Source organism: Brachybacterium tyrofermentans, assembly GCF_014897585.1.
Classification (GTDB): domain Bacteria; phylum Actinomycetota; class Actinomycetes; order Actinomycetales; family Dermabacteraceae; genus Brachybacterium; species Brachybacterium tyrofermentans.
Map to the genome: position 1 here is coordinate 12,793 of NZ_JABUXW010000032.1, position 26,688 is coordinate 39,480.

Below are 26,688 nucleotides of genomic sequence, written 5' to 3' on the forward strand. Positions count from 1 at the left end.
GCCACGTGTCACTACCGCGGGTCCCAGCTCAGCACGGCGTCGACGAGCAGCTCGATGGACTGGGCGCTGTCCAGGTGCAGCACGGGTTGTGCCTGGCGGCTGAGCCATTGCTCGTGGCCTGCCCGACTGCGCCCGGTGAAGCTCGGGTCATCGTAGCCCACCGCCCAGTCGCGGAACTCCGTCCAGGCGACCTGATCGATCTCCTGGCCTTCCCGGCGCACGGACTCGCGCGCCTCGAGTCGTCGCAGCCGCTCCTGCGGATCCAGGGTCAGGAACACGAAGGCATCGCACTGCGCGAGGACGCTCCCGCCCCATTCGAGCATCGACCCCGACAGCACCCAGGCCTCACGCGGCACGAAGAGCTCGTGCATCAGCGCAACCCGTTCCTCCGTCGGCCGGTATTGCGCGGGCGCTCGCCGCTGCTCAGGCCTGCGCGCTCACTGGTAGGACACGAACCACGGGCGCGGCTCGACCTCGTAGGTCTTCTCCGGCGTGAAGGTCGGGGTGTCCTCGTCGTAGAAGTTCTTCCAGGCCATGAACATCCCCTCGGGCAGGTCGTTCTGCAGCGCGTTCCAGGTCTCGAGCTTGGCATCGGGCGTGCCGTGGCCGTCCGCATGAACCGCCATCGCGAGCTCGGGATGGGAGGTGTCGACGTCCTGTCGATCGGAGATCATCGCGAGGCTGAACTGGTGGAGGATGAACGCCTTCTGCGGCAGATCGTTGTCGGCGGTGAGGTCGGCGAGCCACTGCGCGGTCTCGTTGACCTCGTCGGCCGAGACCGAACCGATCTGCGCGAGGTGCTTCTGTCCCGGCTTCAGCCGCCATTCCGCATCGAGCGCGAGGCCCACATGGGGCTCTTTGAGCAGGTCCTCGTAGAGCTTGGCCTGCGAGAGGAAGTCGCTGGTGCCGGGCTGCAGATCCAGCACGACGTACACCCCGGCCTCCCCGGCCGCGTCGACCCACTCGCGGATCGTCTCGGGGTCGAGCTCGGTGGAGTAGTCGCCGTCGGCCCCGGGCTCGGAGGAGGCGAGGGTCGTGATGATCTCGAACGCCGGGACCACCGGTTCGTCGGTCAGGCCCGAGTAGTCGTCGGCGAGGCCCTTCACCCGGTCGATGGACTCCTCGAGGCCCTGCTCGCCGAGGATGCCGAGGGAGGGGACCCCGGGCGATCCGTAGGCGGCGATCATGCGCCGACCGGGGAAGACGCTCTGCCCGCCGCCGGGCAGCTCGGGGGCCGTCGCAGCGGTGTGCAGGGCTGCTGTCCAGTCGTCGGCCGCGCCGAAGGTGGTGCCGAGGGCGAGGATCCCGGCCGACGGGTCGTCCCCGGCGGCGCTCTTCGTCGCGGCCACGCTGTCGCTGCTGAGGCTTGGGTCCCCTCCCGGCATCTCGGAGATCGTGCCGCCGGCCGCCTCCACTTCGGCACGGGCGACGGTCTGCGCGGGGCCCGTCCGATCGGGGTCGACGAACATCGAGAGGGCGGGGGCCTCGTCATCACTGGTGATCCCGGGAAGGTCGTCGGCATCGTCGGCGGATGGATCGATCTTCACCACGTCGAGGCCGTCGCCGAGGGCCGAGACATCGGTGCCCTCCGCAGTGACGACCGTGTCGGCACCGAGGCGTTCGATCTCGTCGGCGACGGCCTGATCGGTGCCGATCAGCAACGGGAGACCGGAGGCGGCGCTGAGCGGGGCGAGGGCGTCGACGGTGTCCTCGGTGGCGACGATCGCGCCATCGGCCGAGGTGAACAGGGAGGCGCTCAGCGCGAGGGCGGTCTGCGAGGCGTCCTCGTCCGGTACCACCGTCGAGGTCGGTGCGGTGTCGACGACGTCCACCTGGAGATCGTCCTGCCAGAACGTGCAGGCGCCGAGGCTCGCGAGCAGGGCTGTCGCCGCCGTCACGGAGACCGTTCCTCGGAGGGCGATGGTCCGCCGGCTGCGCCGGGTGCGGGGGAGCTGATCCTCGAGCGCGTTCTGGTTCCGTGTCACCGTCCCAGACTGCCGTGCGGAGGCCCCATCGGGCGAATGACGTGGCCGTGCCGGACATGTTGGTCCGGGCGGGCGACTCGACGTTATGTGTTCGCCGAGATCACGGCGTCATAGTGCGCGAGGGCGGAATCGAGATCGTGCTCGGAGAAGTCCGGCCAGGAACAGCTGGCGACATGGAGCTCGGCCGAGGTGCTCTGCCACGGAAAGAAGCCGGATGCGCGATTGTCCCCTCCCGTGCGGATGATCAGATCGATCTCCTTGGCCGGACCACCGGGAAGGTGCTGGGAGATGAGATCGACCGAGAGGGCGTCCACGTCGCCGACGGGGAGGTCGACAACCGCTGAACGAACCGCGCCGAGAATGTCGGCATGCGCGTCGTAGCCGATCGCGAGGGTCAGGTGCCGCGGGCGGTCCCGCGTCGTCTCGACCGCGTCCATCAAGGCCACTCGCGTGCGCTTGGGAAGAAGATCGAGGTCGCCGCTGATGTGCAGGCACCACTGCTCGGCCGCGAGCACACGGGCTGGGATGACGTTCTCGATCAGGCGGAACAGGGTGCGGAGCTCGAGAGCGCCGCGCCGACGGATGTTGACCGCGGAGAGCACGTACACACTGGCGTGCTCGATCCCTCGCGTGCTCAGCCAGGCGAGGACGTTCGAGAGATGCTCGGCGCCGGCCTGATGCCCCAGGCTCACGTCGGCGAGGCCCTGGCTCCGGGCCCAGCGTCGGTTCCCATCCATGATGAGTCCGACGTGCCGGGGACGGTGCGATCCCGGCGCCGGTGTGCTCGTCGCCGCGTCGGTGGCCTCGTCGATCCTCATGGCACGAAGGTACGTCCGCAGTCGGCCTCCATCGGTCCCGGGCTCGATGATCCACAGGGTCCTCACCGGACGCGCGGTGCGCAGGACGGGATACTGGCCCGATGACAGAACCTGATCTGCAGCTGGTCCTCGGTGGACTCTCCCGGGACGCGCTGCGGGAGGCGCTGGCGGGTGAAGGTGTCGCGCTGAACCCCTACGCCGAGATGCTGCTCCAGTACAGCGAGCTCGACGATCGCACGGAGCAGACGATCCGGGTCACTCGGCGCAGCGTCGCCGAGCTCGGACTGCCCGAGGGCGGCACGCTCCCGCAGATCCTGACCGCGGCCGCCGCTGCGGGACTTCGGCCGTGCCCGCTGCGGACCGGCCCCTTCCTGCGGCTCGCCCTGATGGGGCAGGAGCAGGCACCTGACGCTGTGCTCTCCGCGGGGCGCGCGCCCACCGGGGCGCTCCATGTCCTCTCCGTGCCGCTCAGCGAGGATCACGAGGTGCCCAAGGGCTTCTACCTGCGGGTCGTGGACGGGACGGTGTGGTTGCGCGGGTACCGCTGCGACGACGAGTACGTGATGCCCCCGGAGAGTCAGCTCGTGCTCCAGGTGCCGGAAGCGGGCGAGGGGTCATGAGCGCCCCACGGATCCAGGCGGTCATCGTCGACCTCGACGACACCCTGTTCGATCACCAGGAATCAGCACGACGTGGACTGTCGCGTCTGGTCGACGAGCTCGGCGGGACGCTGACGCCGCAGATCGCCGCCGCGTGGGAGAGCATGGCCGAGCAGCTCACAAACCACCTCCGCGCCGGCGACATCGGACGGGCTGAGTATCGGCGTCTGCGGATCCGGCATCTGCTCACGCGCATCGAACGACCGGTTGAGGCGGAAGCCGTCGACGACGCGCAGTACGATCGCCTCTATGCCCGGTTCCTCGAGGCCTACGAGGAGGAGTGGGTCGGTTTCGCCGACGCCGTGCCCACGCTGCGGGCGCTGCACGACCGGCGCCTTCCCGTCGCGATCCTCACCAACGGGCCCGAGGAGCGCCAGCAGCGCAAGGTCCGTGCGCTCGGCCTCGACCCGTGGGTGGAGGGCGTCTGGACCAGCGAGCGCCTCGGGGCGAGGAAGCCCGATCCGGCCACGTACCTGGCGGTGTGCACCGCGCTCGGTGCGGACCCCGGCACTGTCCTGCACATCGGCGACGACCTCGAGAACGACCTGCGCGGCGCGCTCGCCGCAGGACTTCCGGCCCTCCACCTGGACCGTCGGCGTCGCCTTCTCGCCGGGTCGGCGAGGATCGCCGGGCTGGACGAGGTGCTGGGCAGAGTCTGAGCCGCACGACGCAGCTCAGGCCGACGACGACAGGGACTCGAGGGCGGCGGCCAGATCCGCGCGCAGCCCGTCGTGCTCCGCGGAGAGGCGCAGGGCCGGGTCCGACCAGTTCTCGCGAGGGTGGAGCCAGACAGGCTGGGTCACGAGCTCGGCGGGCTCCCAGTCGTAGCGGGGCCAGATATGGGCGTGGAGGAACGCGTCCGTGTTCCCGAGGATCTCGAGGTTCACCCGACGGAACGCGGCATCGCGCGCGGCGCACACCTGCTCGACGGCCTCCCCGAGCAGGTCCATGCTCGACAGGAATCGCGAGCGCTCGACGCGAGGGAGAGCCGAGAGCCGGTCCACCCCGGGGCGATCCGTGATCAGCACGCAGTAGCCGGGGAGGAACTGCACGTCGCCGATCACGGCGAAGCCGCCCGGCAGGCGCGACAGCACCGTCGGGTTGCTCCCGGCCAGGGCGCTGCCCACCCGGTCCTCTCGCCAACTGGGCGACTCTTCAGCGTCTGGCTCCGGGGGCTGGCCGGACGGGTCCAGGCATTCCAGACTCCAGGAGATGTCGCCGTTCTGCACCAGGTCCGGACGGCCGACCGCCTCGGCGCAGTCCGACAGGCTGAGGCCCAGGTCGATGGCGACGAGATGGATCGACGGGGCGTCGCCGTGTCCTTGCGCGACCCGTCGCGCGAACTCCGTGCGCACGAGCTCGTGAGCGCGTTCGGTCGACTCGTGGTCTGCAGGGTCGCTCAGCAAGGGCATGCCTCTACGGTGCCATGGCCGACCGGCCGTGACCACCCTCAGCCCCGGTCTCAGAGCTCCGGCTCGAGCTGGACGTCCCACGCGACCACGGCGCTCTGGCCGGCTTTGGCGGCGTTCGCGGCGTCGGGCGCCCACGGGTGCAGCTCCCAGATGTTCGGCGGGCGCGGGTGAGCATCGCTTCGGAGCCGTCGATGCCCACCACATCGTGCCCACGCTCGACCAGCTGCTGCGTCACCGCGCCGGTCCCGCAGCCGGCATCGAGCACCGGCAGACGAAGGGCGGACGTCGTGCACGCGGCGGATGACCTGCGGGATCGAGGGCTCCTGTCCGTCTCGATCGGTGGTCGAACGCGCTCGGCGATCCGGCCGGGGCGGATCGTGGGCCGGACCGACGACGGCCAGCAGGCCCCCGCAGCACACGAAGGAATCCCTATGCCCTCCACCCCGAGTCCGGCCGTCCTGGACTTCACCGACGTCTCGTTCCGACGGGGCGACGCCGTGATCCTTCCCGGGGTGTCCTTCACCGTCCACCAGGGCGAGCACTGGGTGATGCTCGGCGCGAACGGCGCCGGCAAGAGCACGATCCTGGGCCTCGCTGGCGGGACCAGTCATCCCACGAGCGGCACGGTGGACGTGCTCGGCGAACGCGTGGGCCGGGTCGAGCTGCGCGCCCTGCGCGAGCGCATCGGCCATGTGAACCCGCGCCACCCGCTGCAGTCCGCCCTGCTCATCGAGGAGGTCATCCTCACCGGGCTCACCGGCAGCACCGAGATGATGATGCGCTGGGAGCCCACGGCCGCGGAGCGCGCCCGGGCGCGCGAGCTCATGGGGACCTTCGGTCTCGCGGCGAAGGCCGACGCTCGCTGGCCGACGCTCTCCCAGGGCGAGCGCGGGCGCACCCTCGTCGCACGGGCGCTGATGACCTCGCCCGAGCTGATGCTGCTGGACGAGCCGTCGACCGGGCTGGACGTGGCCGCCCGGGAACAGCTGCTGGAGACCCTCGAGCAGCTCCCGATCCACGATCCCGACCTCACGACGCTCCTGGTCACGCATCACCTCGAGGAGATCCCGCCGATCACGACCCACGCCCTGCTGCTGCGCGACGGAGAGGTCACGGCGGCCGGCCCGATCCACGAGGTCCTCACCTCGCAAGCCGTCTCGGAGACCTTCGATCACCCCATCCGCGTCAGCGTCGACGACGGTCGCTGGCAGGCCCGGACCGGCTCGCGGCGGGCTGCGTCGATGCCGGAGCTGGTCCCAGTGCCTGCGCGGGCCGGGGAGAAGTAGGGGCCGAAGGTCCCGGCCGAGGGGTGAGGCCCGGCTGCTGCTACCCGCGCAGAGCTGCGACCTCGACCCGTACGGCCCTCTGGTCGGTGAGCTCCACCTCGACGCTGTGCTCGCCGCATCGCACACGGTGCATGCCGACCGCACCCGGCCCGACCGCGCGCAGGCTCAGCGCGGTGAGGGTGCCGTTCTCCCAGGCCATATCCACCTCGATGCCGGGGCGGGCGCGCAGGCCCCGCACGGAGCCGGTGCTCAGGATCGGTGCCGGGGCCGGGAGCAGCTCGATCTCGCCGCGGTGGCTCTGCACGAGGCATTCCGCGATCGCGGCGACGATGCCGATGTTGCCGTCGATCTGGAACGGGGGATGGGCGGAGAACAGGTTCGGGTACAGGCCGCTGCGCTCGCCGTCCGCGGTCTCGGCGGGGCGCAGGAACAGCTGCAGGAGGTCCTGGACCTTGTCGGGGCGGTGCAGACGTGCCCACAGGGACGTCTTCCAGGCGAGCGACCAGCCGGTGGCCTCATCGCCGCGGGCCTCCATCGAGCGGACCACCGCCTCGGACAGCTCCGGGGCGAGATGCTGCGCGCCGGGGTACTCGAAGCCCAGGTGGGAGACGTGACGGTGGGTCGGCTCGACCTCACCCACGCCGTCCAGGTGCCATTCCAGGATGCGGCCGTCGGTCCCGATGCGGGGCTCTGGGATCCGCTCGAGGGCGGCGGCCGCCCGGGCCGCCACGTCGTCGTCGGCGCGCCCCAGCAGCTGGGCCTTCGCGACGAGGGACTCGAGCACCTCGCGCAGCAGCCAGCGATCCATCCCGGAGCCCTCGGTGAGCGAGACGACCTCGCCGCCGGCGGTGATCTACTCGTTCTCGGGGGAGGTGGAGGGGAAGGTGACCAGGGTGCCGTGCGGCCCGTCGTGCAGCAGGTCCAGGGCGAAGGCGGCGGCCTCCCGGAGCGCGGGCAGGCGACGCTCGGCGATCACGGCGGGATCCTCGCCGCTGAACGAGGCGATCGAGTCGAGCTCCCGCTCGAGCCACAGCCCGCCCATCGGCCAGGTCGCCCACTTCGGGTCGCCCTCGACCGGATCGGTGTAGCCCCAGGGATCGGAGTTGTGGTGCACGGTCCAGCCGCTCGCCCCGTAGAGCCGTCGCGCGGTCTCGCGACCGGACTCCCGCAGCATCGCGACATAGCCCTCGAGGGCGCCGGCCGCGCCGGGGACGTGGGCGATGCCCGCCGCCCAGTGGTTCATCTCGAGGTTGATGTTCACGGTGTAGTTCGAGTTCCACGGTGCGAGCACCTTCTCGTTCCACAGGCCCTGCAGGTTCGCCGGCGGCAGCCCCGGCCTCGACGCGGAGGCCAGCAGGTGGCGGCCGAAGGCGAACATCGTGGACAGCAGCTCGGCCTCCGCGGTGCTGGAGGGATCGGCGCCGGTCAGTTCGAGGGCGACGTCCGCGAGGCCTGGCAGCGGAGCCTCCCGGTGGCGGCGTCGGAGCTCCTGCTCGCCGCGCGCGAGGGCGGACTCGGCCTGCTCCGTCGCCTCCGCGAGAACCTCGGCGAGGGGACGGTCCGGCTGCTGGCCGAGGCCCTGCCAGGTGGTGACGATCGCGCAGGCTACGAGCAGCCTCTCGTCGACCGCACGGGTGCGCACCACGACCGCGACGCGGCTCGCGCCCTCGGAATCCCAGGCCAGCTCGGCCATGTCGCCATGGCGCGTCGGCACGCCGTCCGACGGTGCTCGCAGCACCACGGTCAGGCCGTTCGCGTCGGCCGTGCGCTGCTCCTCGACCAGCGGCGAGGTCAGCTCGAGTGCGAAGCGGGTGCCCGGGGCGCAGGGGGCGGCGTGCACGAGGACCTCGTCGGCCGCGCTGACCAGCGTGAGGTGCTCGCCGTCGTCGGTGCGCACCACGTGCTCGCCGCGGGCGAGATCGAGGAGGCGCTCGGAGTCCTCGGTGGAGGAGCCAGCGGAGGGGGTCTCCGGCTCCAGCGTCACCACGAGCTCTCCGACCGGCTGATAGGCCTGCGACCAGGCGGCGCCGAGCCCCTCGAGCAGCGCCTGCGCCTGGGCGATCTCCCCGGCCTCGAACAGCTCCCGGGCGCGCTCGCGGATCGGTGCGGCGTCCTCGGCGGAGGTGAGCCAGCGCTGCGTGGTGGTGGGGGTGCCGGACCACAGGGTGGAGTCGTTGAGGCTGAAGCGCGCCCGCCGGGGGTCGCCCCAGACCATCGCACCGATCCGACCATTGCCGAGGGGGAGTGCCTCGAGCCAGCGGGAGGCCGGGCGCGGGCGACGGATGGTCATGCTCGATGACATGGGGATTCCTCCGGGAGCTGGGGGTGCGGATGCGGCGTGAGCGACGGTCGGGCCAACGCTTTCCGCTGCCATTCATCCTAGGTGTGCGCCCGGGTGCTGTCGAGGGAGCGACAGGGCCGACAAGCGCTTGCCCGTCGGCCGCGTCCATGCTTGACTAGGGATGAGGAAAGCGGTTGCCCTTCGGGGAGGGGGTGACGGTCGAGGCGGATCGCCCGGCCCGCCGAGCAGCCGCCCGCGAGCACTCGCCCGGTACGGGGCGCCACAGGAAGCACAGGAGACAGTCATGGCAGAACGCAGGATCGGGATCATCGTCAACGGGGCCACCGGCCGCATGGGCTACCGCCAGCACCTGGTGCGCTCGCTCCTCGCCATCCAGGAGCAGGGCGGCGTGGAGCTGGCCGACGGCGATCGCCTGGTGCCCGACCTGCTGCTGGTGGGCCGCAACGAGGAGAAGCTGCGCGGGGTCGCGGAGAAGCACGGCCTGCTGAACTGGACCACCGACGTCGACGAGGCCCTCGCCAACGACGACTACGAGGTGTACTTCGACGCCCTGGTCACGAACCTGCGCGTCGAGAACCTCAAGAAGGCCATCGCCGCGGGCAAGGCGATATATACCGAGAAGCCGACCGCCGAGACCTTCGAGGACGCCCTCGAGCTGGCCCGCCTGGCCACGGAGCACGGCACCGTCAACGGCGTGGTCCACGACAAGCTCTACCTCCCGGGGCTGCTCAAGCTGCGCCGCCTCCTCGAGGGCGGTTTCTTCGGGGAGATCCTCTCGGTGCGCGGCGAGTTCGGCTACTGGGTCTACGAGGGTGACTGGCAGGCCGCCCAGCGCCCCTCCTGGAACTATCGCTCCGAGGATGGCGGCGGCATCGTCGCGGACATGTTCCCGCACTGGAACTACGTGATCGAGGAGCTCTTCGGGCGCATCGAGGACGTCTACGCGCAGACCGCCACCCATATCGGCACCCGCTGGGACGAGAAGGGGGAGGAGTACACCGCGACCGCCGACGACGCCGCCTACGGCATCTTCCGCCTCGACGGCGGCACCGTGGTGCAGATGAACTCCAGCTGGGACGTGCGCGTGCACCGCGACGAGCTGGTCGAGTTCCAGGTGGACGGCACGCACGGGTCCGCCGTCGTCGGCCTGCACAGCGCTCGCATCCAGCCGCGCGAGGCGACCCCGAAGCCGGTGTGGAACCCCGACGTCAAGGACGGACACGACTACTACGCCGACTGGATCGAGGTGCCGGACAACGAGCCGTTCGACAACGGCTTCAAAGTGCAGTGGGAGGACTTCCTGCGCCACTACGCAGAGGGCCGGGCCTATCCCTACGACTTCCTCTCGGGAGCCCGCGGCGTGCGCCTCGCCGAAGCGGGCCTGACCAGCGCCGCCGAGGGTCGCCGCGTCTCCCTCGATCCGCTGACGGAGGCCTGATCATGGCAGAGCCCCTGCAGCTCACCCTGCTGGGCGAGGACGGCACTCTGCGCCGGATCGCCCTGGACGAGGCGCCCGCCTTCGCACGGCCCACCTCGCCGCTGCGCTCCCGCGTGGTCTACGCCGCCGTGCACGTCGTCCCGGCCGCCCACGGCGACAACACCCCCGGCGCCCCGGCGGACATCGACTGGGACGCGACCCTCGCCTTCCGTCGCACCATGTGGTCCCGCGGCCTCGGGGTCGCCGACGCGATGGACACCGCCCAGCGCAACATGGGCCTGGACCCGGCCGCGACCCGCGAGCTGATCGCCCGTACGGCCGACGCCGCCCGCGAGGCGCTCGCCGACCCGGAGATCGCGGCCGTGTTCCCCGCCGGGGCGAGCGTGCGCGACCTCGTCGTCGCCGGGGTCTCCACCGATCAGCGCAGCGAGCACGAGCTGAGCCTCGACCAGATCGTCGAGGCGTACATCGAGCAGCTCCGCGCCACCGAGGCCACCGGGGCGGGCGCCGTGCTCATGGCCAGCCGCCACCTGGCCCGCGTCGCGACGAGCGCCGGCGAGTACGAGGAGGTCTACCGCCGGGTGCTGGAGGCCGCGACGGAGCCCGTCGTGCTGCACTGGCTCGGCACGGCCTTCGACCCGCAGCTCGAGGGCTACTTCGGGGACGCCGACACCACTGTCGCCGCGACGACCCTGCTGCGCATCATCGAGGCGGATCCGTCGCGGATCCGCGGCGTGAAGATGAGCCTGCTGGACGACGCCGCCGAGATCGCCGTGCGCGAGCAGCTCCCCGCCGGGGTGCGCATGCTCACCGGCGACGACTTCCACTTCTCCCACCTCATCGTGGGCGACGGCACCGGCACCACCGAGGTCGGCGGGGAGCAGGTCGCGGGGGAGTACTCCGACGCCTTGCTCGGGGCGTTCGCCGCCACCGCGCCCGCCGCGTCGGCCGCCGTGCAGGCGCTGGATGCCGGCGACCCGGAAAAGGCGCGCCGCATCCTCGACGCGTCCGAGGAGCTGGGACGGCACGTGTTCTCCGCCCCCACCTTCCACTACAAGACCGGGGTCGCCTTCCTGGCCTGGCTCAACGGCCACCAGAAGGCGTTCGCGATGGTCGGTGGGATGCACTCCGCGCGCAGCCTCCCGCACCTCTCGCGCACGATCGAGCTCGCCGCCACCACCGGCAACCTCGAGGACCCGGCGCTCGCCGCCGAGCGCTGGCACGCAATGCTGCGCCTGGCCGGCTACGACATCCCGATCCTGGACGGAGCCACCGCATGAACACCCCGCACACCTCGCAGGCCACACCTCGGCTGTCGATCAACCGCTGGACCTGCCGCAGCACCCCGATCCAGGACTTCCTCGAGGCCACCGCCGCGCACGACCTCGAGGCCGTCGGCCTGTGGCGCCAGGACGTCGAGGAGGTGGGTCTGGATGCGTTGCGCCGCCGCGTCGACGACGCCGGCCTGCGGGTCAGCAGCCTGTGCCGCGGCGGGTTCCTCACCGCGGCCGACGAGACCGCCCGCGCCGCGTCCCTGGATGACAACCGTCGGGCGATCGACGAGGCCGCCGCGCTCGGCGCCCCCACGCTGGTGATGGTGGTCGGCGGGATCACGCCGGAGGACAAGGACATCGTCGCGGCCCGGGCGCGGGTCGCCGAGAGCATCGCGACCCTGGCCCCGTATGCCGAGCAAGCCGGCGTGACGCTCTCGCTCGAGCCGATGCACCCCATGTTCGCCGCCGACCGCGCCGTGCTCTCGACCCTCGACCAGGCCCTCGACATCGCCGAATCCACCGGCAGCGACGCCGTGGGCGTCATCGTGGACACGTATCACGTGTGGTGGGACCCGGCGCTCGAGGCGTCGATCGCCCGGGCGGGGGAGAGCGGCCGTCTCTTCAGCTACCAGGTGTGCGACTGGAACCTGCCGCTCGCCGCGAACCCGCTGTTCTCCCGCGGCTACATGGGTGACGGCTTCATCGACTTCCCCTCCATCACCCGCATGGTGAAGGCCGCCGGGTACACCGGCGACATCGAGGTCGAGATCTTCCACGAGGACGTGTGGGCCACCCCGGCGCATGAGGCGATCGGCATCGTGAAGGATCGCTACGAGGAGCTCGTGCTGCCCGAGGTGTGAGGGGTTCTTCGCCTGAACGGGCAGTCAGCAACGAGCCGGCAACGACGGACGGTCGATCATCGTGAGGTGACCGTCCGTCCGTCTCTGCGTGGGCGGGACCTCGTGCTCGCGGTCAGGTGCTTATGGTGCGCGGGGCTCATGCGTCGTGGTGCACAGTGCTGGAACGTTTCTCGGCGTCGGGGGAGGACATGTCCTTGCTTCCCGTCCGGTCAGCGTGCGGAGGAGCTGGGGTTGCAGCGCGCCTGTGCCACTTCACCACTGCGAGGATGAGGTATCCGAGCGTGAACGTCGCCATGAGCGCCCATAATCTCGGAGTTCCGAAAGTGGAGACCACGACCTCGGCAATTATTATGAGGGCGAGGGAAAGTAGAAGGTAGCCTAGAAGGTTGCGTATTTCATGAAACATTCAGACCAGCAACTTCTTGAGGTACTTGCCGACGTACGGGATCGCGGCGAATGCGAGTGCGCAGTAAGTTCCGTTGTTGTCGCACCACACCTTCAAGTCCACGGCCGTTCCCGGATTAAGGGAGTCGTCGTACGCTTTAAGTCTGAGCATGTTCACTTTAGAGATTCGCTTGCCGTCCAAGTATTCATAATATCAGCCGTAGCAATACTTCGGAGAATTATTTGTCCACATCATTAGACCGCTACTCCCCTCTTCGCAATAGGAGTAATACTGCCCGGTCGCCATTGGCGTAGGTGTCGACTCTAGATGCTGAGTGATGGCGAGATCGCGGTCGCGCTCTGTTGCGTCGGATGGGGCTAACTGTTGCGCTTTGATTCCCGATTCGCTGGTCACTTCTGTGATTGACGGCAGGGCGTCGTCTGCGTGCGCGGCGTTCGATGCCCCCACGACGACGGCAAGTGCAGATATCGTTGCCAGACTTCTCTGGATCTAGGGTTTCACGGCACAATCCTCATCGTTGATGATGTGTAAAGGGACCATATCATCGGCGGGGCTGCGGTAGTCAAGTCTGTAGCGACTCTGCGGGGCGGCTGACTGGTCGATGTGCGAGGTCTGCGGTGAACAACTCCAGGCTCTGTGCGTCCACGCCGACGTTGGCAATATCGCGATCACCTGCACCGGCACCTGTGTCTGGGGCCTAGTGCCTGGATGGTCGATACCTTGCGAATGCGACGGTTAAGGCGGCCGACATGCTCGATGTCAGCTGTCACGCGGCGGGATTTTCAGGGAGGATGACTCCTTGTGCGGCGTATGAATAAATCGCCCATAACATGACAAACGCGGTGAAAATGAGGCCGAAAGCGACTCTCTTGGATGTCTTTGTCACGTTCGCTTCGCTTTAGAAAGACGAACAAATTTTTAGGAAGCAGCTCTTATAATTACAACTCCGGCCGAGGCTGCTGCGATGCCGACTGGCCCTCCTGTGACCTTCAGCGCGCCCTTGAGAGCTGCAGGCCCGAGCTCGAACAATGGTGGAAGCCGCGAGTCCCCACTTCCCTCATCGCAGTTCCGATCGCGGCCCAGGTGCCGGCGGAAAGAACGCCGGTAGAGATGCCGAGTGCGCTCAGTGCGACGCACTTCGCGTAACAGCGCGCCGACCCCGAGCCGGGCGCGGAGGCGCAGCTCGACTGCGCTGTACCTCCGACCTCGACGGTGCGGCGGCCGGGCTCAGACCTTTGCCGTGAGCGCCGTGGACTCGCGCAGCAGCACGTCGCCGCGCACGTGCACCTCGAGGGGCTCCTCCGGGGCGTCGGACTCCATCGGCTCTGACCCCGTCGTCCCGGTCTCCGCGTCCGCGGGCGGGGTGCCGAGCACCCACTGGACCGCCTGGCGCGCCATGTCGTGCAGGGGGAGGGCGATGGTGGTGAGCGCGGGGTTCGAGTCCGCGCTGTCGGGCACGCCGCCGAAGCCGGCGACGGAGACCTGGCCGGGCACGTCGATGCCGCGACGGCGCAGCTCGCCGAGGGCGCCGAGGGCCATGACGTCGGCCGGGGCGAAGACGCACAGCGGGGCGTCGTCGGTGCTGGTGGCGGAGCTGAGGTGCGACTCGATCGCCTCAGCCAGCTCATAGCCGCCGTCGCGGGTCAGTCCCGCCTCGATGCTCAGCTCGGGCTCGATGCCTGCCTCGGTCAGCGCGGCGATGAAGCCGCCGGTTCGGTCCGCGGCCGAGGGGATCCCGGAGATGCCCTGGACCACGGCGAAGCGGCGGTGGCCCTCGACGATCAGCGCGGTGGCGAGCTCGTGAGCCGCCGCGGCGTTGTCGGGCACGATGGTGCGGCCCACGCCCACGGACTGGCCCATGCCCACGACCTTGCCGCCGTTGCGGGCGAAGCCCTCGAGCAGGGTGCTGATCGCGGCGTCGGAATCGTTGCCGTAGCGGTGCGAGCCCACGAGCACCAGCGCGTCGACCTGCTGGGCGATGAGGGAGCGCAGTGCGCGCACCTCGGTGTCGATCTCACGGTCGGTCTGGGTGAGCAGCACCTGGGACTGCGACGCGAACACCTGCTGCTGGATCTCGCGGGCGATGGTCGCGAAGTACGGGTCGGCGATGTCGTGGACCACCAGACCGATCAGGCCGGAGCGGGAGCGCGCGAGGGCCTGCGCCTGGGCATTGGGGACGTAGCCGAGCTTCGCGGCCGAGGCCTCGACCCTCTCGGCGACCGCCTTGCCAGGGACGCGGGCGGATCCGTTGAGCACGCGGGACGCTGTGGCCAGGGAGACCCCGGCATCCTGGGCGACGTCGCTGAGACGCACTGCGGCCATCGGGGGCTCCTACTTCTCGGGGATGCTGTCGGGATCGGACGGGGAAACGCTGTCCCGATTTTTCCAGCATAACGACGCCAGGAGCGGCCGACGGGGGAATGGCGCCTTCCGGTGGCGTGACTTTCGTCCTCCTGCGCCGTCCGCTCCGGGGCGCGCCAGCCGGACCTGTCCGGCGCGCTGGCCCGTCACCTGAGCCGGCTGATCAGGCGAGGAGCCCGATCACCATCACGAGCGGCAGGGAGATGAGCGACGCGATGGAGGTGACTATCGTGAGCGTCTTCAGGGTGCCCTGCGTGGAGAGCCCGATCAGCGACTTGAACATCCAGAAGAAGTTGCTGTTGACCTGGAGGGCGAACATGGCGCCGGAGGCGACGGCGAGGCCGATGGCGATCGGGGCGACGTCGATCGAGCCGAGCACCGGGGCGATGATCCCGGCCGCGGCGATCGAGGCCACCGAGACCGAGCCGATCGCCAGATGCAGCACCGCGGCGATCACCCAGGCGAGCAGGATGCTGAGCACGATCGGGGCGCCGGCGTCGGCCGAGAACAGGCCCGCGAGGATCTCGTCGAGCCCCGTCTCCGCGATCACCGCGCCCAGCGAACCGCCGATGCCCGTGATGAGCAGGATCTCGCCGGTGGTGTGGAAGCCGGTGCCCAGGGCGTTGTTGGTCCCCTCGGAGCCCAGAGTGCGACGGGCCAGCAGGTACGCGCCGAGCAGGCCGACGAAGAGGGCGAGATTGGCGTCGCCGATGAAGGCGACCGCGTCGGAGGTGACCCCGAACAGCTCCGCGAAGGCGCCGCCGCCGATCATCACCAGCGGGACGAGGATCGGCAGCAGGCACACCAGCAGCGGCGGCGTGCGGGGGCGGTCCGTGGCGGGGGCGTCTGTCTCGTCGGTGGTGGTCGAGGGGCCGGCACCGTCGGCCTCCGCGCCGTCGGCGAGCTCCGCGCTGTCGGCGAGCTCCTCGTCGGCGGCGGGCTTCCAGTAGCGCCCGCGCAGCAGCTGGCGGAAGATCAGGGTGGTCGCGATCGCGGTGAGCGGGCCCAGCACGATGCCGTACAGGATCCAGGTGCCCAGCGGGATGCCCATCAGTCCGGCGATGGAGACCGCGGCCAGGCCCGGCACCACGAACACATAGCCGGCGAAGATCCCCGTGCCCAGTGCTCCCGCCATGAGGGGCAGGCCCCGCCGGCCGATCAGCGGTCCTGCCGAGCGCACCACGGGGGAGGCCAGCACGACCTGCACGTCCACATAGATCGAGGGGAAGATGGTCGACATCGCGGCGGTCAACGCATACGGGAGCCTGCGCCCGCCCACGTCGTTGACCAGCAGCTCGACCATCTTCTGGAAGGCGCCCATCGCATGGAGGAGGGAGCCGATGAGCACGCCGAAGCCGATCAGCAGCCCGACCTCGGCCATGATCTCGCCGAAGCCGGTGGTGATGGCGCCGATGGTGCCGGTGAAGCCCACGCCGGTGGCGAGGCCCAGGTAGAGCGAGCCGATGATCAGTGAGATCACCGGGTCGACCTTGCCCTTGATGATGAGGGCGACGACCCCCATGATCGCTATCACCGTGTGGAGTATGACCACGGAATGCTCCTGTCCCAGCGCGGGGTGCCAGGGACGTAGTGCCGCGACGCAGTTCCGGGACAGTCTGCGGCACCCGGAGCCCCTGATCTGCGAGATCGGCTCTGCGTGTCGGGACGGATCGGCTCAGGCGGAGATGTCCAGGCGTGAGGGGTCCACGGGGTGACGCGGGGGTTCGCCGGCCGTCAGCCGCCCGGAGGCGAGCTCCGTGCGCAGGGCGCATGCAGGCTCACCACGTCGGCGCGGGAGTACAGCTCCTCGGGCTCGACCTTCGACGCCCCAGGGCCCTCACCGAGCGTCTCCTGCTCCGGCGGCATCCGCGATCAGGGTGCGCAGGGTCTGCGCCTCCCCGGCGAGGGTCGCCGGGTCGTCGCCCGGGAGGAACTCGAGCAGCGCGTCACGGTCCGAGACCTCGGCGGCGAGCAGCGTGAACACCTCGCGCCAGAGGCCCGCGCGCGCGGCCAGGGGAAGCCGCTCGTGGGTGGGCCACCAGGAGAAGACATGGGTGGTCGAGGTGCGCGGCAGCACCTGGCGCAGGGTCTCGAGGGCGTCGGCGTCCGGCATGCCCTGATGGGGCTGCCAGTACGAGAGCACGGTCGGCCGGGCCACCTCGTCCAGGAGATGGAGCGTCGAGCCGAGCTCGTCGGTCAGGGTCCGGCCGTGGAACTCGAGACCGACGTCGACGCCATGCTCGGCCGCGCGATCCGCGAACTCCTGGATCCGGCGCACGATCCGCGCACGATCCCGCTCGTCGACGTCGGCCGAGCCGCGGCTGCCCGCCCACACCCGGATGCGGGGCGCGCCGAGCGCCCGGGCAGAGGCGAGGACGCCTTCGAGCTCCGCCGAGAACTCCTCGTCGGAGCCCTTGAAGCGCAGGTAGGAGCCGTAGGAGGCGACGGCGAGGCCCGCCTGCTCGGTGAGCTCGCGGGCATGGCTCGCGGCGACGGTGTCCCCGGGCGGGACGTGGGCGTCGCCGGCCCATTCGATGCACGCGAGGCCGGCGTCGGCGGCGAGTTCGACGACACGGTCGACCTCGAGCGCGCGGAAGGTGACCGAGCACAGTCCGGGACGGATCATGGTGACTCCTGGGGTCGGTAAGGTCTGGTGTTGGGACGGTCGGGCGTCGGGGCGGTCAGGACAGGTCCTCCGACGACCAGTTGGCAAGCGTTTGCCCAGAGCGTATCGCGAGCACGAGGAGGTGGAGGTGATGGTCGGTGATGCGAGCGGCGCCGACGGGTCGCACCCGGGTGCTGCGCCCCGCGCCGCTGCGACGCCGAACGTCCTGCTGCTGGTCACCGACGACCAAGGGGCCTGGGCGCTCGGCTCGCGGATGCCCGAGCTGCGCACCCCGACCCTGGACCGCCTCCAGCGCGAGGGGAGGACGTTCGAGCAGTTCTTCTGCGCCTCCCCGGTGTGCTCCCCGGCGCGGGCCAGCCTGACCACGGGACGCATGCCCTCGGCTCATGGCGTGCACGACTGGCTCCGGCCGGAGGCCCTGGCCCGCACGGATGCTCCGCTGCGGCCGTTCGAGCCGGACTTCCTGGAGGGCCTGCCCGGCGCGGACTCGCTCGGCGCGATGTTCTCCCGCCACGGGTACCGGTGCGGGATGACGGGCAAATGGCACCTCGGCTCCGCGGCCAGCCCCGCGGAGGGATTCGAGTACTGGTACGCCCACCAGCTCGGCGGCGGCCCCTACTACGACGCCCCGATCTGGCAGCAGGCCGACGGGACCGGCATCCCCGCATCCCCTGCGCAGCCCGGCACCGAACCCGCCTACCTCACCGACGCGATCACGGAGCGCGCCCTCGACTTCCTGGGCATGACGGAGGCCGACGATCGGCCCTTCTTCCTCCAGGTCAACTGGACCGCCCCGCACGACCCCTGGTTCGACGGCAACCATCCCGCGGACCTGCTGGACCTCTACGCCGAGACGGACTTCCCCTCCGTGCCGCAGCCCCCGCCGCACCCCTGGTTCGTCCCCGAGAACTTCCCCCGCGCCGGCGCGGACCGCCACGGCGCGCTCGCGGGCTACTGCGCCGCGCTCAGCGGTGTGGATCGCAGCATCGAGGCACTCCTGGCCCAGCTCGAGCGCAGCGGACTGCTGGAGGACACGATCGTCGTCTTCACCTCGGACAACGGCTTCTCCTGCGGCCACCACGGCATCTGGGGCAAGGGCAACGCCACCACCCCGCTGAACCTCTGGGAGCCCTCGATCACCGTGCCTCTGATCGTCCGCTGGCCCGGTCACGTTCCTGCGGGAACGCGCGATCGCACCCCGACCTCGGCCACCGGTCTGCTGGAGACCCTGGCCGAGCTCACCGGTGCCGTCCCTCTCGAGGACCCGCTGCGGGCGGGACGATCATTCGCTGCGCGGGTGGTGGGTGGCCGGGGCAGTCCGGGGCTCGGGGATGAAACCATCGTCATCCACGACGAGTACGGAGCCCACCGCATGATCCGCACCGACGGCTGGAAGCTCGTGGTGCGCCGCGAGGGCCCCACCGAGCTCTACCACCTCCAGGACGATCCGGGCGAGGAGCGCGACCTCTCCCACGATGCCGCGCACGCGGGCCGACGTCGCGCGCTGGCGGACGATCTCACCTCGTGGTTCGCGGCCCATGAGACCCCAGCGCTGAGCGGCTGGGACACCGCGGTGGACGGCGCCGGCCAGCGGCGCCCGGTCGGCTGAGCCGTGCCGCCGACCAGCATCTGCGCGACGTGCGCCGGCCCGCTCGTCGATCACTCCCGACCCGTCTCCCCGTGAGGAACCCTCCCATGCCCACTCCGGATCGTCCGAACATCCTGCTCATCGTCTCCGACGACCACGGCTACGCCGACCGTTCCGCGAGCGGCAGCAGCGATGCCCGCACCCCGAACCTGGACCGCCTGGCGGCCACGGGCACCACGTTCGAGAACGGGTATGTCACCGCTCCGATCTGCTCGCCGTCCCGAGCCGGCCTCATCGCGGGGGCGCACCAGCAGCGCTGGGGCGCGCAGTGGTTCGACACCTCGGCGTTCCCGCCGGCGCCGCGGAAGGTCATGCCCGAGATCCTGGGGGAGGCGGGCTACCGCACCGGATACTTCGGGAAGGTGCACTACGGGCCGGAGCGGCCGGGTGATCGCGCCTGCCCCGACCGGCACGGCTTCGACCGGTCGCTGTACGGACTGGCAGGGCTGAGCATGGGGCGCCTGCACTACCTGCGCCACTCCGAACAGGCCCTGGAGAAGTACGGCGAGGCCGCCTCGCGCCACGGCGTGAGCCCGCTGTTCGAGGATGGCCGCGAGACCGACTGCGAGCGACACCTGACGGTCGAGTTCACCGAGCGGGCGATCGACTTCATGGCGGATGGGGCGCAGGTGAGTGGACGCGAGGACCCCTTCTTCTGCATGGTCGCCTACAACGCCGTGCACAACTTCGCCTGGCAGCTGCCGCAGGACGAGCTCGACACCCGCGCCCTGCCCGCCCATGACGACTTCGACCCGGCGGCCGCGGAATATGTGGACTGGTACGACGGCGCGATCTCCCCGCGCCTCGAGCGCGGCCGCGACTACTATCTCGCCCAGCTCGAGATCATGGATCGCGAGATCGGCCGGATGCTCGACCACCTCGAGGCCACCGGGCGGCGGGAGAGCACGCTGATCGTCTACCTGACCGACAACGGCGGCTCGACCTGCAACTACGGGGACAACGCCCCGCTCGTCGGCACCAAGTACAGCCTCTTCGAGGGTGGCGTGCGGGTGCCGTTCCTGGTCTCCCGCCCCGGCACGGTCCCGGCCGACGCGCGCTCCGCGGCGCTGGTCTCCGCGCTCGATCTGCTGCCGACGTTCGCGGCCGCGGCCGGGGTGACGCTCCCGCCGGGCATTCCCGTGGACGGGATGGACCTCCGCCCGGCCTGGGAGGCCGTGACGGAGCAGGGTGTGGGGGAGCGCCAGACCGATCGCGGGCACGAGGCGCTGCACTTCGACACCGGCTTCCAGTGGGCCGTGCGCACCCCGGACTGGAAGCTGCGCTGGGTCGATGCGAGCACCGGGCACCGCGAGCACCTGCTCGCCGTCGAGCACACCGACATCGGCGACGGGCTCACGCTGGTCCCGCTCGGTGCCGGCCTCACCGATGAGTCACCGCAGGCCGACGTCGCCGCGCAGCACCCGGAGGTCGTCGCCGAGCTGACCGCCCTGCACGAGCAGTGGGCGGTGCAGCTGGCGTCGAACTGACCCCTCTCAGCTCGCGTCGGCCTGGCCTCGCTCAGCCGCGGCCGAGCAGCCTGTCCATCGGTACGAAGTCCGCGAACTCCGCATCCAGGGTCGAGGTCGGCTCCGCAGGAGCCCCGTCGGCCGCCTCGGCGGCAGTGCCAGCTGCATCCCGAGCTGCCGCGTCCTGCGCTGCTCCGGCCGCTGCCTCTGCGCCGCCGGCCGAGGCGCCGATCCCGGCGCTGAGCATCGTGGCGAGCTCGCGCGCGGCCCGGCGCACGCGCACCGCGAGCGGCTGCTCATCGGCCTGGCCGTCCGTGTCGGCGCCGAAATCGGCCGACGCCGCGAAGACGACCGTCGGCACGACCTCCGCCTTGAGGTACCCGAACATGGGGCGGATCGCGTAGTCGATCGCGAGGGAATGGCGCGCGGTGCCCGCGGTCGCGCCGAGCAGCACCGGCTTGTTCTTCCAGATCTCGATGTCGATCGCGTCGAAGAGCATCTTGAACAGACCCGAGGGGCCGACGTTGAACACCGGGGTCACCGCGATGACCGCGTCAGCGGCGCGCACAGCCTCGATCACCATCGACAGGCGCTCGTTCGGGAAGCGGGTGAGCAGGGCGTCGGTGATGTCGTGCGCGTACTCGCGCAGCTCCACCGTGGTCACGTCCACCTCGATCCTGGCGTCACCCTCGGCACCGTCGCGGCCGATCGCGGTGGCGGCGGCTCGGGAGAGCTGGTCGGTGAGCATGCGGGTCGAGCTGGGGGTGGAGAGCCCGGCGGACAGGGCGACCAGGCGGACGGTATCGGTCATGGGGTGATCCTCTCAAAGAGCGGGACGACGACGAGGGCGGCGTGACGCCGGCAACGTGGCGTCGGTGGCGTCGGTGGCGTCGGTGGGGTCGGTGTCAGCGGGGCAGAACGGGTGGGCTGGCGCTGAGGGCCAGGTCTGTTCGCGTCGGCGGGGCAGAGTTGGGGGAATGTCCGGCGGATTCCTCCAACTCTGCCCCGCTCGCAGGGTTGGGGGTGAGCCGAGGCGGGTCAGGGTCGCTGAGCCGCCGGCCGCGGGGCCAGGGTCGGCGAGCCGGCGACCGCGGGGTCAGCGGCGAGTGGTGCCGGCGTCCTCGGCGCGCAGGCCCGTCCAGTTGTCGCCGGTCTCGAACTTGTAGGCGTCGTCGAAGGAGCCGCGCTCGGCTTCGGCAGCGGCGACTCGTGCGGCGTGGGTGGGCGCCTCGGGGACGTCGGCCGGCTTGCGTGCCTCGAGCTCGCGCCGCAGCACCGGGACCACCTCGGTGCCGAGCAGCTCGATCTGCTCCAGGACGGTCTTCTGCGGCAGGCCCGCATGGTCCATGAGGAACATCTGGCGCTGGTAGTCGCCGACGTTGTCCGCCATGGTCAGGTAGCGTTCGATGACCTGCTCGGGGGAGCCGACGGTGAGCGGGGTCTGCGCGGTGAAGTCCTCCATCGAGGGTCCGCCGCCGTAGACGGGGGCGTTGTCGAAGTACGGGCGGAACTCGGTGATCGCGTCCTGGGAGTTCTTGCGCATGAACGCCTGGCCGCCGAGGCCCACATAGGCCTGGCGGGCCGTGCCGTGGCCGTAGTGCTCGAAGCGCTCGCGGTACAGCTGGACCATCTGCGCGGTGTGGCTCATGGGCCAGAAGATGTTGTTGTGCAGAAAGCCGTCGCCGTAGTATGCGGCCTGCTCGGCGATCTGCGGGGAGCGGATCGAGCCGTGCCACACGAAGGGCGCCACGCCATCGAGCGGGCGCGGGGTCGAGGTGAACTGCTGCAGCGGGGTGCGGAAGCTGCCCTCCCAGTCCACGACGTCCTCGGTCCAGAGCCGGCGCAGCAGGTCGTAGTTCTCGATCGCGATCTCCACGCCCTTGCGGATGTCCTGGCCGAACCACGGGTAGACCGGGCCGGTGTTGCCGCGGCCCATCACGAGGTCGATGCGACCGCCGGTGAGGTGCTGGAGCATCGCGTAGTCCTCGGCGATCTTCACCGGGTCGTTGGTGGTGATCAGCGTGGTCGCGGTGGAGAGGATCAGATCGGTGGTCTGGGCGCCGATGTAGGCCAGCGTGGTGGTCGGGGAGGAGGTCACGAACGGCGGGTTGTGGTGCTCACCGATCGCGAACACGTCCAGGCCCACCTGCTCGGCGAGCTTCGCCTGCTCGACCATGCCCTTCAGGCGCTCGTTCTCGGTGGGCACCTTGCCGGTGGTGGGGTCCGGCGTGATGTCGGCGATGGTGAAGATTCCGAACTGCATGATCGCTCCTCGCGGTAGGTCTCGATGATCGGGAGGGACTCCGCACCCTGAGGGGCGCTGGGCTGCTCCGGTCGATAGTTCAAAAATAAACTAGTTGGGCGGAGGATGCAAGCCTGGAGTGATCGGTGTCCCGTCGGCCGGGTCGGTAGTCCTGCCGGTCGCCGGTCGCCGGTCGTGACCCCGTCGAGACCTGGATCCGGCCCCGACTGTTCGCCACAGTGACAGGATTGATGACCATGACATCCGAGAGCATTGACGCCCTGCTGGACGCGACCCGGTTGGCCGGGCTGGAGACCACCGATGGAGGCAGGATCCTCGCGAAGGTCTCCGCACCGACTGCGAAGGGCACCGCCTACCGCAGCGCGCTCGTGGAGCTCGAGGGTGACCGCATTCTGCCGCTGACCCGCGGCGATGCCTCCATCGGGGCGGTCGCCGCCGCCGAGGACGGCACCACCTTCTTCACCGCCAAGCGGGTGGGCGAGGACGGCGCCGAGGCGGACGACGCCCAGCTGTGGGCGCTGCCCGTGCGCGGCGAGGCCCGCGAGCTCGCCGCCCGCCCCGGCGGCTTCGGCACGCTCCACCTGGCCGGCGACCACCTGCTCGCCGAGCTCGAGGTCCATTCCCAGGCCCGGGACGAGACCGAGCACGCCCGCCTGAGCGCGACACGGCAGAGCGCGAAGGTGACCGCCGCCTTCCACAGCGCGTTCCCCACGCGCTACTGGGACCAGGATCTGGGGCCGACGCGCACCGTTCTCGCCCTCGCCGCCCTGCCTGAGGACCTCGCCTGGGCCGAGGCGACGGAGCCCGCCGGCACGGAGCCCGCCGGCACGGAGCCCGCCGGCACGGAGCCCGCCGGCACGGAGCCCGCCGGCACGGAGCCCGCCGGCACGGAGCCCGCCGGCACGGAGCCCGCCGGCTCGGCGACCGGATCCGCCGACGGCACCACCGACAGCTCCGCCGACGACGGGCCCCGCGCGCAGGTGCTCCACTTCCGCCACGTCGAGATGCCGCCGGGACGGCTCGTCGACTGGACCGTGGACCGCACCGGATCGCGCGCCCTGGCGGCGATGTCGGATTCCCGCGGTGACCTGGTCGCCGTCCCGGATCTCTACCTGCTCGACCTGATCGGGGCGCAGCCGCCGCGACTCCTGCGCGAGGCGACGGCGGACCTCGAGCACGGCCCCGGCGAGTTCAGCCCGGACGGCACGCGGGCGCTCATCGGGCGCCAGCAGATCTGGACCCAGGAGCTGAGCCTCGCGGCCTCGGTCGAGCTGCTGGACCTGGCCGACGGGACGTCGACCCCGGTGTGGCCCGAGCTGGACCACTGGGTCGATCCGGTGTGGCTGGACGACACCACGCTCATCGCGACCAGCGACGACCACGGCCGCGGCTCCGTCTGGATCGGCGGGGTCGACGACCCGGCACCGCGACGCCTCGTCGGCGGCCCGGAGCAGGATCAGGCCTTCGCCTCGGCATCGGTCGCCGGGGGAGCGGTCATCGCATCGGCCTCCGCGATCGACGTGGCCCCCTACCCCGTGCGCATCGACCCGGCCACCGGCGTGATCGAGGAGCTGCCGAACCCGGCGTCCTCCCTGGCCTCCGCCGGCACGCTCACCGAGGTCGCTGCGACCGCCGAGGACGGCACCGATTTGCGCGCCTGGCTGCGCGTCCCCGAGGGCGAGGGCCCGCACCCGCTGGTGGTCTTCGCCCACGGCGGCCCGTGGGGATCCTGGAACGCCTGGACCTACCGCTGGAACCCGAACCCCTTCGTGGCCGCCGGCTACGCCGTGCTGCTTCCGGACCCTGCGATCTCCACCGGCTATGGCCAGGCGATGATCGACCGCGGCCAGCACGAGCTGGGCGGCGCCCCGTTCACCGACATCATGGCGCTCACCGACGCGGCCGTGGAGCGGACGGACATCGACGCCGAGCGCACCGCCTTCTCCGGCGGCTCCTACGGCGGCTACATGGCCAACTGGGTGGCCGGGCACACAGGCGACCGCTTCCGCTGCATCGTCACGCACGCCTCGCTGTGGGACACCGAGTCGATGGGTCACACCACCGACAACGCGGGCTGGGAGCGGTCGATGCGCGACCAGAACCAGCAGTACAACCCCAAGGACTACGTGGGGGACATCGTCGCCCCGATGCTGGTCATCCACGGCGACCGCGACTATCGGGTGCCGATCGCTCAGGGCCACGCCCTATGGTACGACCTGCACGAGTTCTCGGCGACCCCGCGCGACGCCGACGGACGCACCCGGCACCGCTACCTGTACTTCCCCGACGAGGGCCACTGGATCCAGGGCCGCGGGAACGCACAGGTCTGGTACGAGACCTTCCTCGGGTTCCTCGACGAGCACGTGCGCGGGGTGGCCTGGGAGCGGCCGGCGACTCTCGGCTGAGGCGCACCGGACTCGCGGCGCGTTCCGGGACTCGCGGCGCGCACCGGGCGGGGGCGACCCGGCGGAGGCGACCCGGCAGGGGGCGACCCGGCAGGAATGCCCTGGCCCGTGTGCCCTGGCCGGGTTCCCAGGTGGGGTGCCCTTGCGGTGCCTGGCGGGGTGGTCCACCTGGCGTGGTGCGTTTTTCCCTCGTGATGTCCCGCCCGTGGGGCGTTTCGGGGGAATCGGTGCGCGTGTGCTGGTTTAGCGGGACGAGCCACCCGGCGCGGTGCGGCCCGCCCGGCGCGTCGCGGGGCGGCCCACCTGGCGCGGTGCGGCCCGCCTGGCGCGTCGCGGGGCGGCCCACCTGGCGCGGTGCGGTGAGGAGCGTTATTCCCTCGATATGTCCCGGTGGCGGCACGTTTCGGGGGTTTCGGTGGGCGTGTCGGGGGTTCTCGGTGCCGGTCGCGGTGGCGTGCGTCGGCTGGACCGGCGGGCGCGCCCGGCGACCGGTCAGAAGGCGGGCAGGAGGGTGTCGCTGTGCTCGTCCTCGAGGAAGGTGCGCACGGTGTCGCTGGTCATCGCCCGGCGCAGCACCTCGATCTTCTCCGACTCCTGGTTGTCCTCACGCGCGACCAGCGAGATCGTGAAGCGCTGGTCGACGAGCTCCTCGAGGAGGAGCGCATCGGAAGGGAGCAGGCCCACCTTCGCGATGTAGGAGGGGTAGCTGTAGACCAGTGCCATGCCCTCCTCGTCGTAGGCGGAGGGCAGGTTCAGCAGGTCGATCTCGACGAACTCGAGGTTCAGCGGGTTGTCCACGATCTCGCTCACACGGCCCTCGAAGCCGGCCTCCTCGGGCAGCGTGATCAGACCGTGCCCGTGGAGGATCGCGAGCGCACGGCCCTCGTTGGTGTGGTCGTTCGGGATCGCGACCTTGGCGCCCTCGGGGAGCTTCTCGACGTCGTCATAGGCCTTGGAGTAGAAGCCGACCTTTGCGTCGTAGATCGGCTCGAGGGCGACCAGGTGCGCGTCGTTCGCCTCGTTGAACTCCTCCATGTACGGCTCGTGCTGCGCGAAGTTCGCGTCGACCTCGCCGTCGGCCAGGAGGCGGTTGTACTGCACGTTGTCGCTGACCTGCACGAGCTCGATGGTGTAGCCCTCCTCCTTCGCGACGCCCGCGGCGGTGGTGACCACATCGGTCATCGGCGGCAGGTGCGAGGCGACCTTGATGACGGTGTCTTCTCCGGAGCCACCAGAGCCACCGGAGCCACCGGAGCCGCTGGAGCCGGACCCGCCGCCGACACCGCAGGCGGCGAGTGCGAGGGCAGAGGCGCCGGTCAGGGCGGAGAGGGCGAAGAGGCGTCGGTTCATGGGAGCACTCGTTCCTTCGTGAGGGCGGGCGGTGAGGCGCTCGCCGGAATGTGGGGCCGGGGTGGAAGCTTGAGGCTGGAGCTGGAGCTGGAGCTGGAGCTGGAGCTGGAGCTGGAGCTGGAGCTGGAG

Annotated in this window: 21 protein-coding genes and 1 pseudogene; 9 read left to right on the top strand and 13 right to left on the bottom strand. The window is 70.6% G+C overall.

Annotated elements, in window-relative coordinates; genetic code table 11:
* Positions 1 to 11: 11 nt before the first annotated feature.
* The 3 genes from INT49_RS18015 to uppS form a co-directional block, all read right to left on the bottom strand.
* Complete coding sequence (locus tag INT49_RS18015; RefSeq protein ID WP_193119130.1) at positions 12 to 371, bottom strand: P-loop NTPase family protein; 360 nt, start codon at positions 369 to 371, stop codon at positions 12 to 14.
* 66 nt (positions 372 to 437) lie between these two features.
* Positions 438 to 1,985, bottom strand: coding sequence for a hypothetical protein (locus tag INT49_RS18020; RefSeq protein ID WP_319021694.1), 1,548 nt, complete (start codon positions 1,983 to 1,985; stop codon positions 438 to 440).
* Between the two features lie 83 nt (positions 1,986 to 2,068).
* Positions 2,069 to 2,803 carry a polyprenyl diphosphate synthase gene (uppS, locus tag INT49_RS18025; protein ID WP_193119131.1) on the bottom strand — a complete coding sequence of 245 codons (735 nt, stop codon included), beginning with the start codon at positions 2,801 to 2,803 and terminating at the stop codon, positions 2,069 to 2,071.
* Between the two features lie 101 nt (positions 2,804 to 2,904).
* On the opposite strand from uppS, the gene INT49_RS18030 reads away from it, so the two are divergent.
* Both INT49_RS18030 and INT49_RS18035 read left to right on the top strand, forming a co-directional pair.
* Positions 2,905 to 3,423 carry a hypothetical protein gene (locus INT49_RS18030; RefSeq protein WP_193119132.1) on the top strand — a complete coding sequence of 173 codons (519 nt, stop codon included), beginning with the start codon at positions 2,905 to 2,907 and terminating at the stop codon, positions 3,421 to 3,423.
* Complete coding sequence (locus INT49_RS18035) at positions 3,420 to 4,121, top strand: HAD family hydrolase (RefSeq protein ID WP_193119133.1); 702 nt, start codon at positions 3,420 to 3,422, stop codon at positions 4,119 to 4,121. The genes INT49_RS18030 and INT49_RS18035 overlap by 4 nt, the downstream gene beginning before the upstream one ends.
* Before the next feature lie 15 nt (positions 4,122 to 4,136).
* Here the strand turns inward: INT49_RS18035 and INT49_RS18040 are convergent, their stop codons facing one another.
* On the bottom strand, positions 4,137 to 4,874 hold the full coding sequence (locus INT49_RS18040; protein WP_226850903.1) for an HIT family protein: 738 nt from the start codon (positions 4,872 to 4,874) through the stop codon (positions 4,137 to 4,139).
* A gap of 4 nt (positions 4,875 to 4,878) precedes the next feature.
* Positions 4,879 to 5,397, bottom strand: coding sequence for a class I SAM-dependent methyltransferase (locus INT49_RS21630; protein ID WP_319021695.1), 519 nt, complete (start codon positions 5,395 to 5,397; stop codon positions 4,879 to 4,881).
* Between INT49_RS21630 and INT49_RS18050 the strand changes: the two genes are divergently transcribed.
* The gene (locus INT49_RS18050; RefSeq protein ID WP_193119134.1) at positions 5,306 to 6,160 is read left to right on the top strand and encodes an ABC transporter ATP-binding protein; all 855 of its coding nucleotides are present in this window, start codon (positions 5,306 to 5,308) and stop codon (positions 6,158 to 6,160) included. The two genes, INT49_RS21630 and INT49_RS18050, sit on opposite strands and share 92 nt — an antisense overlap.
* A 40-nt stretch (positions 6,161 to 6,200) precedes the next feature.
* On the opposite strand, the gene INT49_RS21665 is transcribed toward INT49_RS18050, so the two are convergent.
* Both INT49_RS21665 and INT49_RS18060 read right to left on the bottom strand, forming a co-directional pair.
* Positions 6,201 to 6,464 carry a glycoside hydrolase family 95-like protein gene (locus INT49_RS21665; RefSeq protein ID WP_404801959.1) on the bottom strand — a complete coding sequence of 88 codons (264 nt, stop codon included), beginning with the start codon at positions 6,462 to 6,464 and terminating at the stop codon, positions 6,201 to 6,203.
* Between the two features lie 12 nt (positions 6,465 to 6,476).
* A pseudogene (locus INT49_RS18060) lies at positions 6,477 to 8,534 on the bottom strand (glycosyl hydrolase family 95 catalytic domain-containing protein); the annotation flags it as partial.
* 211 nt (positions 8,535 to 8,745) lie between these two features.
* Here INT49_RS18060 and INT49_RS18065 point away from each other — a divergent pair.
* From INT49_RS18065 to INT49_RS18075, 3 genes are read left to right on the top strand one after another with little or no spacing between them, the layout of a single operon-like run.
* Positions 8,746 to 9,900 carry a Gfo/Idh/MocA family protein gene (locus INT49_RS18065; RefSeq protein WP_193119137.1) on the top strand — a complete coding sequence of 385 codons (1,155 nt, stop codon included), beginning with the start codon at positions 8,746 to 8,748 and terminating at the stop codon, positions 9,898 to 9,900.
* 2 nt (positions 9,901 to 9,902) lie between these two features.
* A complete protein-coding gene (locus tag INT49_RS18070) occupies positions 9,903 to 11,180 on the top strand; it encodes a DUF993 family protein (RefSeq protein WP_193119138.1) in 1,278 nt (425 codons plus the stop codon).
* Positions 11,177 to 12,034: a sugar phosphate isomerase/epimerase family protein gene (locus INT49_RS18075; RefSeq protein WP_193119139.1), complete on the top strand. Its 858-nt coding sequence runs from the start codon at positions 11,177 to 11,179 to the stop codon at positions 12,032 to 12,034. The genes INT49_RS18070 and INT49_RS18075 overlap by 4 nt, the downstream gene beginning before the upstream one ends.
* 1,633 nt (positions 12,035 to 13,667) lie before the next feature.
* Here INT49_RS18075 and INT49_RS18080 read toward each other — a convergent pair.
* From INT49_RS18080 to INT49_RS18090, 3 genes are all read right to left on the bottom strand, one after another.
* Positions 13,668 to 14,762: a LacI family DNA-binding transcriptional regulator gene (locus INT49_RS18080; protein WP_193119140.1), complete on the bottom strand. Its 1,095-nt coding sequence runs from the start codon at positions 14,760 to 14,762 to the stop codon at positions 13,668 to 13,670.
* Positions 14,763 to 14,964: 202 nt separating this feature from the next.
* The gene (locus tag INT49_RS18085) at positions 14,965 to 16,353 is read right to left on the bottom strand and encodes a GntP family permease (protein WP_193119141.1); all 1,389 of its coding nucleotides are present in this window, start codon (positions 16,351 to 16,353) and stop codon (positions 14,965 to 14,967) included.
* A gap of 285 nt (positions 16,354 to 16,638) precedes the next feature.
* On the bottom strand, positions 16,639 to 17,427 hold the full coding sequence (locus INT49_RS18090) for a sugar phosphate isomerase/epimerase family protein (protein WP_193119142.1): 789 nt from the start codon (positions 17,425 to 17,427) through the stop codon (positions 16,639 to 16,641).
* A 130-nt stretch (positions 17,428 to 17,557) separates the two neighbouring features.
* On the opposite strand from INT49_RS18090, the gene INT49_RS18095 reads away from it, so the two are divergent.
* Complete coding sequence (locus INT49_RS18095; protein WP_193119143.1) at positions 17,558 to 19,036, top strand: sulfatase-like hydrolase/transferase; 1,479 nt, start codon at positions 17,558 to 17,560, stop codon at positions 19,034 to 19,036.
* A gap of 86 nt (positions 19,037 to 19,122) precedes the next feature.
* Complete coding sequence (locus tag INT49_RS18100) at positions 19,123 to 20,562, top strand: sulfatase family protein (RefSeq protein ID WP_193119144.1); 1,440 nt, start codon at positions 19,123 to 19,125, stop codon at positions 20,560 to 20,562.
* A gap of 31 nt (positions 20,563 to 20,593) precedes the next feature.
* On the opposite strand, the gene INT49_RS18105 is transcribed toward INT49_RS18100, so the two are convergent.
* Together INT49_RS18105 and INT49_RS18110 are read right to left on the bottom strand one after the other, a co-directional pair.
* Positions 20,594 to 21,352: a CE1759 family FMN reductase gene (locus tag INT49_RS18105; protein ID WP_193119145.1), complete on the bottom strand. Its 759-nt coding sequence runs from the start codon at positions 21,350 to 21,352 to the stop codon at positions 20,594 to 20,596.
* A gap of 285 nt (positions 21,353 to 21,637) precedes the next feature.
* On the bottom strand, positions 21,638 to 22,804 hold the full coding sequence (locus tag INT49_RS18110) for an LLM class flavin-dependent oxidoreductase (RefSeq protein ID WP_193119146.1): 1,167 nt from the start codon (positions 22,802 to 22,804) through the stop codon (positions 21,638 to 21,640).
* Positions 22,805 to 23,040: 236 nt separating this feature from the next.
* Here INT49_RS18110 and INT49_RS18115 point away from each other — a divergent pair, with 236 nt between their 5' ends.
* Entirely contained in the window at positions 23,041 to 25,209 is a 2,169-nt protein-coding gene (locus INT49_RS18115; protein WP_193119152.1) for a S9 family peptidase, read from the top strand.
* Positions 25,210 to 25,701: 492 nt separating this feature from the next.
* Here the strand turns inward: INT49_RS18115 and INT49_RS18120 are convergent, their stop codons facing one another.
* Positions 25,702 to 26,559, bottom strand: a complete 858-nt coding sequence (locus INT49_RS18120; protein ID WP_193119153.1) for a MetQ/NlpA family ABC transporter substrate-binding protein — start codon at positions 26,557 to 26,559, stop codon at positions 25,702 to 25,704.
* Positions 26,560 to 26,688: the final 129 nt, after the last annotated feature.

What these genes read in the sequence shown, in the direction of transcription:
- INT49_RS18015 (WP_193119130.1), bottom strand. Translation starts at nt 371, where the DNA reads ATGCACGAGCTCTTCGTGCCGCGTGAGGCCTGGGTGCTGTCGGGGTCG.
- uppS (WP_193119131.1), bottom strand. Translation starts at nt 2,803, where the DNA reads ATGAGGATCGACGAGGCCACCGACGCGGCGACGAGCACACCGGCGCCG.
- INT49_RS18030 (WP_193119132.1), top strand. Translation starts at nt 2,905, where the DNA reads ATGACAGAACCTGATCTGCAGCTGGTCCTCGGTGGACTCTCCCGGGAC.
- INT49_RS18035 (WP_193119133.1), top strand. Translation starts at nt 3,420, where the DNA reads ATGAGCGCCCCACGGATCCAGGCGGTCATCGTCGACCTCGACGACACC.
- INT49_RS18040 (WP_226850903.1), bottom strand. Translation starts at nt 4,874, where the DNA reads ATGCCCTTGCTGAGCGACCCTGCAGACCACGAGTCGACCGAACGCGCT.
- INT49_RS18050 (WP_193119134.1), top strand. Translation starts at nt 5,306, where the DNA reads ATGCCCTCCACCCCGAGTCCGGCCGTCCTGGACTTCACCGACGTCTCG.
- INT49_RS18065 (WP_193119137.1), top strand. Translation starts at nt 8,746, where the DNA reads ATGGCAGAACGCAGGATCGGGATCATCGTCAACGGGGCCACCGGCCGC.
- INT49_RS18070 (WP_193119138.1), top strand. Translation starts at nt 9,903, where the DNA reads ATGGCAGAGCCCCTGCAGCTCACCCTGCTGGGCGAGGACGGCACTCTG.
- INT49_RS18075 (WP_193119139.1), top strand. Translation starts at nt 11,177, where the DNA reads ATGAACACCCCGCACACCTCGCAGGCCACACCTCGGCTGTCGATCAAC.
- INT49_RS18080 (WP_193119140.1), bottom strand. Translation starts at nt 14,762, where the DNA reads ATGGCCGCAGTGCGTCTCAGCGACGTCGCCCAGGATGCCGGGGTCTCC.
- INT49_RS18090 (WP_193119142.1), bottom strand. Translation starts at nt 17,427, where the DNA reads ATGATCCGTCCCGGACTGTGCTCGGTCACCTTCCGCGCGCTCGAGGTC.
- INT49_RS18095 (WP_193119143.1), top strand. Translation starts at nt 17,558, where the DNA reads ATGGTCGGTGATGCGAGCGGCGCCGACGGGTCGCACCCGGGTGCTGCG.
- INT49_RS18100 (WP_193119144.1), top strand. Translation starts at nt 19,123, where the DNA reads ATGCCCACTCCGGATCGTCCGAACATCCTGCTCATCGTCTCCGACGAC.
- INT49_RS18105 (WP_193119145.1), bottom strand. Translation starts at nt 21,352, where the DNA reads ATGACCGATACCGTCCGCCTGGTCGCCCTGTCCGCCGGGCTCTCCACC.
- INT49_RS18110 (WP_193119146.1), bottom strand. Translation starts at nt 22,804, where the DNA reads ATGCAGTTCGGAATCTTCACCATCGCCGACATCACGCCGGACCCCACC.
- INT49_RS18115 (WP_193119152.1), top strand. Translation starts at nt 23,041, where the DNA reads ATGACATCCGAGAGCATTGACGCCCTGCTGGACGCGACCCGGTTGGCC.
- INT49_RS18120 (WP_193119153.1), bottom strand. Translation starts at nt 26,559, where the DNA reads ATGAACCGACGCCTCTTCGCCCTCTCCGCCCTGACCGGCGCCTCTGCC.